The following is a 452-nucleotide window of genomic DNA, read 5'->3' on the forward strand; positions in this document are numbered from 1 at the left end:
CGGTACTTGACGCCGCGCAGGGCGAGCGGGATCAGGCCGACGATGACCAGGGCGTTGAAGACGATCGCGGAGGTGATCGCGGACTCGGGGCTGTGCAGGCCCATGATGTTGAGGTGGCGCAGGCCCGGGTACACGCCGGCGAACATCGCCGGGATGATCGCGAAGTACTTCGCGACGTCGTTGGCGATGGAGAAGGTGGTCAGGGCGCCGCGGGTGATCAGGAGCTGCTTGCCGATCTCGACGATCTCGATCAGCTTGGTGGGGTTGGAGTCCAGGTCGACCATGTTGCCGGCCTCCTTGGCCGCCATGGTCCCGGTGTTCATCGCCACGCCGACGTCCGCCCGGGCCAGCGCGGGGGCGTCGTTGGTGCCGTCGCCGGTCATCGCGACGAGCTTGCCGCCGGCCTGCTCCTTCTTGATCAGCGCCATCTTGTCCTCGGGGGTGGCCTCGGC

General features: G+C 67.9%; 1 protein-coding gene. It reads right to left on the bottom strand.

The genetic code is table 11. The annotated features are described in order from the left end of the window. On the bottom strand, positions 1-452 hold a 452-nt coding region (locus tag IE98_RS0141700), incomplete at both ends, for an HAD-IC family P-type ATPase (protein WP_030278011.1).

It is taken from the genome of Streptomyces sp. NRRL B-24484, assembly GCF_000717715.1.
In the GTDB taxonomy this organism is placed as follows: domain Bacteria; phylum Actinomycetota; class Actinomycetes; order Streptomycetales; family Streptomycetaceae; genus Kitasatospora.